Annotated in this window: 1 protein-coding gene; it reads right to left on the reverse strand. The window is 64.3% G+C overall.

Going from position 1 to position 9,479, the window contains the following annotated elements:
- A partial coding sequence (locus JH25_RS27605; protein WP_164699497.1) for an SDR family NAD(P)-dependent oxidoreductase occupies window positions 1-9,479 on the reverse strand: 9,479 nt, incomplete at both ends.

Here is a 9,479-nt window from a genome sequence, read left to right on the forward strand (position 1 = left end):
GTACCTGGCATTGCGGCAGTCGTTCGCGCTGTGCGTCGCGGCGGTATTTGTCTTGCAAGGCCGCAGCGTGCGCACCATCGGCAGCTACCCACTGCGCCACATCAGCCTCAATGTGCAAAGGCCCGTTGGCTACCATTGCCTGGCTGACCCACTGATCGGCCTCGGCATTGCCGTCCAGGGTGATCGGCCGCAACGTCTTGATGAATGCCATCTGGTCCAGTGGGCTGGCCAGCAACGTGCGCACCGCCTGCATGGCCTCACGCGGCTCGATGGAGCCAATGCCTTCACGCTCCATGCGTTGCCGGTAGGCCGCTGACGACACCACGCCGATGCTCCCCCAATAGCCCCAGTTCAACGTTTTGACCGGTACCGACCCGCTGCTTCCCCAGCGCCGCGCCAGGGCATCTTTGAACACGCACCCCATCGCGTAGTTGGCTTGCCCGGCATTACGCGTGAAGGCGATCAAGGACGAAAAGAACAACACGAAATCCAGTGCCTGGCCACCGAACACCTGGGCCATGCGTACACTGATATCGACTTTGGCCTGCAAACTGCGCCGCAGTTGGTCTTCGCTCATATTCGCCAGGCTGCGGTCGTCCAGCACGATGGCTGAATGCACCAGGCCATCGATACGGCCGAAGCGGCTCAGGATCTGCTCGCAGGCTTGTTGCAACTGCCCGGCATCTGTGGCGTCGACGCTCATGTAAAACGGACGTGGGCCGTGCAGCGCAACCTGATCAAGGGCTGCCTGAATGGAAGCATCCAATGCCCGGCGCCCCAACCAGACAACCTGGGCGGCGTGCTCGCGAGCCACGCTTTCGGTCCACACCTGGCCGATGCCGCCACTGCCGCCAATCACCACATACACGCCGTTGCTGCGATAAGCCGGCTGCGCGGACGCCTGCGGCCGATGAAGCAGCAACTGCCGGCCCTCCCAGACGCCATCGCGCAGGCGCCGCGAGGTATGCGCAGGGTCAACGGGCATCACCGCCAAATGTGTGGGGGCCAGACGCTCCTGATGCGCCAGGTCTACGGCCTGTACCGTCCAATGCGGCATCTCCTTGGCGAGACTGCCCGCCAGGCCGTGGACGGCGGCGTGTACGGGTTGGGCGTCATGGGGCGTCCAAGCGTCGCGAGTCACCACCACATAATGCAGCGCACGCTTGTCAAACCCGCAACGCAGCAACGCTTGCACGATACGCAGCTGCTCCAGGGCGCACGCGTGCTGTTCATCGATCAGGCATTCATCGCCCGCGTGCCGGGCGGCACTCGGTGGGATGACTAGCACCAGGCGATCGAAGGCCGGCAACCCCTGGAACCGCGTCACCCACTGCTCGACACTGTCCGAGGGTACCGACGCACAACTGAGCAACGGCCCCTGCGCGCCCTCCAGGCTGCGCAGTTGCGAAGCATCGGCACCGATGACCAGTGTGGCCGTCGGCGAGGCAGTGACGGCCTGCATGGCCAACGGGCTCCACTGCGGCACCAGTAGCAGCTCGCCAGCCGGCAGCCCGACCTCTTCGTCCCCCTCGACAAGCCCCCCATTACCGGGCGGCGCCCACTGTCGAACCTTCAGGCCGCGCAGGCTGGCGCACAACCAGCCGAGCTCATCGAACAACTCAAGGTCATAACTCTCGCGCTGTGGGTCGCGGTTAACCTGTACCCACATGCGCGGTTCACACGCAGCAAACACCTGCAACTGGTCCAGGGCGAAAGGCACTTGCAGTAGTGCGCTTTCGTCGCTCAATACGCGCGTCGCTTGCAGCGCCGCATCCAACATTGACGGGTGCAGGCCGTAACTCGCCTCGAACGGCTGCGCTGCAGGCCACTCGATCAGGGCCAGGGCGTGCCCGTCGCCGACATACACCGCGCTGAGGCAACGGTGCGTTGCGCCATAATCGATGCCCAGGCCTGCATAGGCGTCGTAGAGCTGTCCGGGGTTACGCTCATGGAAGTCGGCGCTGCTGCGTAGCCGCGCGAGCAAGGCGGGTAGGTCCACCTGGGGACGGGTCGGCATGGGCACCTGTTCAATGACACCTCGTACGTTGAGCGCCTGTGCCTGGGCGCCGCTCGTGGCGATCTCAAAACGCACACGTGCGGTGTCATCGGGAAACAGGCGTACCCGCAGTTGTGCATCGCCGTCTTCCAGCACCAGGGGTGCCAACCACACCACATCGCTCAGGCGCACCAAGGCGCCCTGCTGGTCAGGCGTGGCCACCGCTACTGCTGCTTTTCGCGCCAGTTCCAGAAACGCGGAGCCCGCCATCATGGCCTTGCCTTGGACGTGATGATCGGCGAAAAAGCTGTCTCGCCCACTGACCTGGCAGGTAAAGCCCAGGCCCGTCAGGTCGGAACAGTTGAGCACGCTGAGCGGTGCCGCTTGCACACCGGGGCTGCGAGGGCTCTGCTGGCCGATATCGGAATTGATCCCCGTGTACCAAAAGCGTTCGCGGGCAAACGGATAGCCTGGCAAGGAAATGATCCTGCCCCAGCGTCCGGGCAACAGCGCCTGCCAGTCGATATCGCCGCCGCTGACCCACAGTGCCAACAGTTTGTCCTGCTGCCCGGTGGCCGCCCATTGCGCAACCATGGCCGACAGATCGTCTTCGCCCAACAGCCGAACCAGCGGGTTCTCATCCTGCCGGGCCGACCCGACCTGCACACGCCCGGATGTCAGCGCCCCTTGCAGATACTCGCGCAAACACGCCTGCACATCGTCGATAGAATGTGCCAGGAACCCCAGCCGCGCGTTGAGCGCTTCTCGACCGGTTTGCAGGGTATAGGCCAGGTCGTGCAGGGACAGGTCGTGCGCTTCTGGCGCGGCGCAAAATGCCAGGAGGCGCCGGGCCGAGGCTTGCAGGCGCTCGGCGTTGGCGCCGCTCAACAGAACGGCCACCGGCAGTGGCTGCCGGCTTTGCGACTCAGGCTGCGTCGGCGCCAGGTATTCCTCGATGATCAAGTGTGCATTCGAACCGCCGGCGCCGAAGGACGATAACCCGGCCAGGCGTGGGCGCTCCTCGGTGACGCCCTCTACGCGGCGCACCCGTCGCGGCCAGGGCGCCAAGTGGCGCTGGACTACGAAGGGTGACTGGGCAAAATCGATGGCCGGGTTGAGTACCTCACTGTGCAGCGAAGGCACCAACTGGCCCTTTTGCATTTGCAACAGGACTTTGGTCAGGCCGGCGATGCCGGCAGCGCTTTCGCAATGACCGAGGTTGGATTTGACCGAGCCCAACGCGCAGAACGCTGTCTGGTCGGTGTAGTGCCGGTAAGCCTTGGCCAGGCCCGCCAGTTCGATAGGATCGCCCAGGGCCGTACCAGTCCCATGGGCCTCGACATAGCCCACATCGGCGGCGTCTACGCCGGCGGCGGCCAACGCCTGGGTGATCACATCGGCTTGGGCATTGGGGTTGGGTACGGTGAATCCATTGGCCTTGCCACCATGGTTAATCTGGCTGCCACGTATCACGCCGTAGATACGATCGCCATCGGCCACCGCCTGGCTCAAGGACTTGAGCAAGACCGCACCGACCCCCTCGGCCGGCACATACCCATCGCCGCCCTCACCGAAACTCTGGCAGCGCCCCTGGCTGGAGGCAAAATTCCCCTGGGCCAGGCCCAAGTATTTGTTGGGGTGCACGCTGACGTTGACGCCGCCTGCCAGTGCCACGTCGCAGTCACCGCTGCGAATGCCCTGGCACGCCAGATGGATCGCCGTCAGCGACGCCGAACACATCGAATCCACAGCCAGGCTGGGACCACTGAGCCCGAGGCTCCAGGACACCCGGTTGGCGATCGACGCACTGCTGCCGGACAACGCCATAGGGCGCCCCAGCAAGGTTTGCTCGGCACCGAACAGTTGGTACTCCTGGTACATGACCCCTACATAGACACCGGTGCGCCGCAATGCACCGGGGCTACGCAGGCCCAAGGCCATGCCGGCATCCTCAAAGGTCGCGTAGGCGCACTCCAGGAACACACGCTCCTGAGGGTCCATGTATTCGGCGTCGTGGGGTGAGATGTTGAAAAACAGCGGGTCGAACTTGTCCACGTCATCCAGGAAGCCTCCCCACCGACTCAGGGTCTTACCGCCGGGCAAGCGTCCCGGTTGCGCCAGGCCGCCCAGGCTCCAACGTTCGGCCGGCACTTCAGTGACACAATCGACACCCTCGGCCAGGTTACGCCAGAATGCCTGCAAGTCTTCAGCCTTGGGGTAGCGGCCGCTGAGGCCGACAATGGCGATCGGCTGCGCGAGCGAGGCGTCCGGCAGTGCGTTCACGGGCGCCACGGGCGTCGACTCGGCGACCGTAGGAGCCGGAGCCACGGGCCCACTACCGGCCAGTTCGCCGAGCCGCTCGGCATGCCTGCGCGTAAAGTAATCGGCCAGCTCTTTGATCGAGCTGTGTTCAAAGAACAAGGTCTTGGATAAGGAGCCAAAGGACTTTTCCAACTCGGCGGTCATCTGGATGACCATCAGCGAGTCAATGCCGTAGTGTTCGAAATGCCGGTCATCCTGGAGCTGGGCCGGGCTGACCCGGGTCACGGTCACCAACACGGTCCTGAGCAGTCCGATAATGAAATCCCTGGCGTGTCGGGTCTGGCTGTCGTCGCGTGTATCCATGGCGGGAGTCTTCTCCGTCAAATCGGTAAGAGGCGGCTGCACGATATGGTCGAGCAAAGCCTGGAGGCATTCGCAGCGCAAAAGGCGGGCGCCCTGCCCTGCCAGGTCACGTGTCTCGCTCAGGCGCTGCACCAGGGCCTGGCGCATAGGCAGGTCGAAGCCGTAATCGGCAAACGGCTGCTGCAGGTCAATGTCAGCTACGGGCACGCCGGTCAGCGCTGCCACGTTGGCCAGCAGCCACTGCTCGAGCGGCTCGACACGATGCGTCGTCGGCGTCAGCAGACGCCGCACACTCGATGCAACGCCGTAGTGCACCAGCGTGTTCGCCTGGCGGTGCTTGAACGCCTGATAAAGCGCGTGCAACCCGGCGTCGCGTGGCATAGGCAGAAGGCCCCAGGCCTGCTTGAGCAAGCCCAGGGACAACGCATCGATACGCATGCCGCCGTCGGCCCAATATCCCCAATCCACAGCCATGCTCAGGCCGTGTCGCAGGCCCTGCTCGGCTTGACGTTGGCGCGCGCGCACGACCCCATCCATAAAGCAGTTGGCCGCTGCGTAGTCGGCTTGACCGACATTGCCCAACTGCGCGCTGATGGACGAAGACACCAGGAAGAAATCGAGCACCACCTCAGCGGTGGCCGCATCGAGGTTCAACACGCCCTGGACCTTGGGCGCAAACACCTCGCGCACGTCTTCGGCGGTCTTTTGCAACAGGTAAGCGTCGCGTGTCACCCCCGCGTTATGCACCACGCCATCCAGCCGCCCATAACGCTCAAGGATCCGTTCGACCAGGGCCTGGGTGGCCAGCCGATCGCTGACCTCCAGGGTGACCACTTCGACCCGCGCCCCATGCTCACGCAAGCGATTGAATGCGGGGTGTAAGTGCGCCAAGCCCTCTAGCGTTGTTGGCCGATGCGTGGCCAGCACCAGGGTCGCCCCGGGTGCATGGCGGAAAATCTCTTCGGCCAGCACCTGGCCCATGCCGCCTGCGCCCCCGGTAATCAAATAGACCCCGGTCGCCTTCCAGGGCACAACACCGGGGCCGCTCGGCAACTGGCGCCAGACAAAGCTCTGCCACTGCCCGTCACACCAGCGTAAGCGTGGATCGCCCAGGGCCAGCGCCTGATTCACGACATTCACAAGCGACGCCGATGGCGCCTGGATCTCCACCAGCAGGCACTGGACCGTCAGCGCCGGGTTCTCCAATGCCGCCGTTTCGAGAATAGCCGCCAGGCCTTCGAAAAGTGCCCAAGGCCCATGTGGCTCCACCAGCAGTTGCACGTGCAACGGCCGGCCGTCAGCCTTGCGCAGGTGCGCCTGCAAGTGTGTGATCAACGAAATCGCGGCCTGGGTATAGCCCTCGCCCACAGGCCATTCACTCTCCACCAGCGAATGCCAGGGCAAGCCGTGCAGCGCCTGCTCCATCAGCAGTCGCTGCGGCGCGGCGGCCACCATCAACAGGCGCTCTCCAACAGAATCAGGTAACGCCATGGTGGCCTCGCGAGGCTGCCAGTCCCCCGTCCACAGGGTGCTCTCCCCGGCATCCAGCGAAGTACCGCCGGGATGCTGCGGTGGCGGTAGGGCGCGAAAACTCAACCCCTGCAATTGCGCACAGATCGTGCCGTTGGCATCGGCCAGTTGAATATCCACGGCCGGAACGCTCGCCCAACCTGCCGCCTGGCGGCGCACTGCATACGCCCATACCGGTTCAGCGGCACTGAACACATCCAGGCGCTCCAGGGAAAACGGCACCAGCGCCCGCGGCTCCGGCCAATCGCGCGCCAGCCAGTGGGCGGCGGCCTGCAGCGCCGAATCAGTCAGGCCTGGTTCGAGCAGCCAGCCGGTGTTGGGGGTCGCACCGGGGTTGCGCGCCAAGCGCACCAACAGTTGCTGCGGATGGTCGATATCGGCGCTGGCGGCGTACTCCACCAGGCAGCGAAAATTCACCCCGTAATCCACCCCCAGGCCAGTGAAGTGCCGGTAACAGTCATGTGCTGAATGAGGTGCCGTTCGGCAGGCCTCACGCAGGGCGGCCAGATCAAGCGCAGCGGGTGCGGTTGCCGGCGCAGCGTAGTGGCCGGCGCAGTGCACCTGCGCAGGGTGCCCGGAGTGGACCTCAACACCGCCAAGCCCTGTGTGTCGGCTCTGAACATCGAGTGTCACCCGTACCTCGACGGGCTCCGAGACCACGCGCAAGGGTGCCTGCCATACCAGGTTGATCAGGCTCAGTGGTGTCAAAGGTGTATGTGCAGCACGTGCAAGGGCGAGCACCTCCAGAAAAGCCACCCCGGGCACCACCGGCTCGCCGTTGATGCGGTGTTGATCAAGGAAGTATTCGTCACCCTCCAGGCGCAAGACCATGGCCGCCCCGTCATTGGGCATCATGGCGGCCGACAGCGGATGGGTAGCCTTGTCCTGGGCGGGCATCGCCTCCACTACCCAATAACGCTCCCGAGCAAAGGGGTAGCCCGGCAGGGGCATGCGCTGGCAATCCAGGGCGTCGAACAGCGGTGCGAAGTCCACTGCCTGGCCGGCTGCCCAGGCATCGGCAAATACAGCCAACTGCTGCAAGTAGTACAGAGACTGACCCGTGGCGCGAGCAGACAAGCCTTGCAATCGGCGCTGGTGTGCTTCGGCCAGATCGGCCGTGTCAGCCGGCATGCCTCTGCGCAGCGCAGCGATCAATTCGGCGCGATCCGCGACCACAACATGGAAACGCTGCTCGAAACGCTGGCGCCCGGTGAGCAGGCTGTAGCTCATGTCTACGACGGCGAATGACGCGTCCCGCTCACATAACGCCAACAGGTCCGCCATGCGCTGGTGCAGTTGTTCGCGGGTGCGTGCATCGAGCACGATCAGTACCGCCGGCACCAGACTGGCCTGGTGGACGCGCAGGGGTGGCTGCTCCAGGACCATATGGGCATTGGTGCCGCTGAACCCGAAAGAACTGATCGCGGCGCGGCGCGGGGCCCCGTCAATCGCGGGCCAATCGCCCAGGTGCTGATTGAGGAAAAAGGGGCTGTCGGCGAAATCGATGGCCGGGTTGGTGTGTTGGAAATGCAAGGACGGCGGCAGTTGCCGATGCCGCATCGCCAACAGGACCTTGAACAGTCCTGCCATGGCGGCGGCGGTGGCGGCGTGCCCCATGTTCGACTTCACCGAACCGATCGCGCAGTAACCCTTGCGCTGGGTGTAACGGGAGAACGCCCCCTTGAGCGCCTGGAATTCGATCGGGTCACCCAGGCGCGTCCCGGTGCCATGGGCTTCGACCAACTGCACGGTGGCCGGGTCAATGCCATAGCGTGCATAGACCGACTCATGCAGACGCTGCTGGGACAACGCGCTCGGTGCAGTAATGCCATTGCTGGCGCCGTCCTGATTGATACCGGAACCGCGGATCAACCCATGGATGTGATCGCGATCAGCCAGGGCATCGGCGAGGCGTTTGAGCACCACCGCGCCTGCCCCTTCGCCAGGGACGAAGCCGTCCGCCCGGCTGTCGAAGGTATGGCAGGCGCCAGTGAGCGACAGCATGCTTGCCCGGTTGGCCTTTTGGTAAAACGCAGGTGTGGACTGAATGAAAACCCCACCCGCCAAGGCCACCTTTGTATCGCCGGCAAGCAGGCTCTGGCAGGCCATGTGGATGGCCACCAGCGCGCTGGAGCAAGCGGTATCGACGGTGATGGCCGGCCCTTGCAAGTCCAGGTAGTAGGCTATGCGTGCCGGCACGATCGAGGGGGCATTGCCCCAGAACGACTGGGGTGGCGGCATGTCATCGAACAGCTGGTCATAGTCGCCCTGTTCGCACCCGACGTAGACACTCACCTCGGCGCGGCGCTGTTCGCCCAGGCACCCGGCATCGGCCAGCGCGTTCCAGGCTTCCTGCAGGAACAGACGTTGCTGAGGGTCCATGTAGGTTGCCTCAAGAGGCGAAATATTGAAAAACAGTGGATCAAACTCATCGATCCTCTCAATGAAGCCACCGCGGTCGCAGCCCTGGTCTGCGCCGGCATAGCAATGCCGAGGGTCCCAACGTTGCACGGTACTGACCAGGTCGGCACCAGCCGCCAGGTGCTCCCAGAAGGCATCCAGATCTCGGGACTGCGGGAACCGCCCACTGATACCGACAATGGCAATGGCTTGGTCATCAACCGCTGGCTGTGCCGGCTCGCCACTCGGCGGGGTTACCGGCAAGGCGTCCGTAGGCTCGGTTGCAGGCGTTGCGAACTGCGGGTATTGGCCCAGCATGTAGTCGACGAGCCGGTTGATACTCGGGTAATCGAAGAGGCACGTCGTGTGCAGGTCAATTGCCAGGCGTGCATTCAGCTGGCGAACCAGCGCCACGCCAGTGATTGAGTCCACGCCGTAATCGGCGAACGGTTCATCGTCACGAATGTCGCCCAGTTCAAATTGCAGGCTGCTGGCGACCAATTCGCGTACCGATGCCAGCAGCAGGGGCCGCCCATCCTCGGCGCGCCTGGCAGGCGCTGACACTGGCGCGTGACTCTCGGCCGAAGGTGCAGGTGCAGGCGTTGCCTGCGGTTCCCGGGCATGGCGCACCACTCCATCACTGCGCGCCATCACCACTTGCTGTCCCAGCCCATGAAACGCCTGGCACGGGAACATCACCCCGCGATAACCCGCCTCTTCCAGCACCTGCTGCCAGCGCTCACTGGACAAGCCCGGCGTACCCGGCAGCCGCAACGCCTCGTCGCGATAACGCCACCAGCCCTCCAGCAGGCCGAAGGTCAGGTGACTGAACAGTGACGCCTGGCTCAGCTCGTTCAACAACAACCAGCCATCTGTCTTCAGCGCTGCCTTGGCGTGCTCGACCACTTGGCGAATATCGGCGGTGGCG

Origin of the sequence: Pseudomonas sp. BRG-100, from assembly GCF_000737955.1 — a bacterium.
GTDB lineage: Bacteria > Pseudomonadota > Gammaproteobacteria > Pseudomonadales > Pseudomonadaceae > Aquipseudomonas > Aquipseudomonas synxantha_A.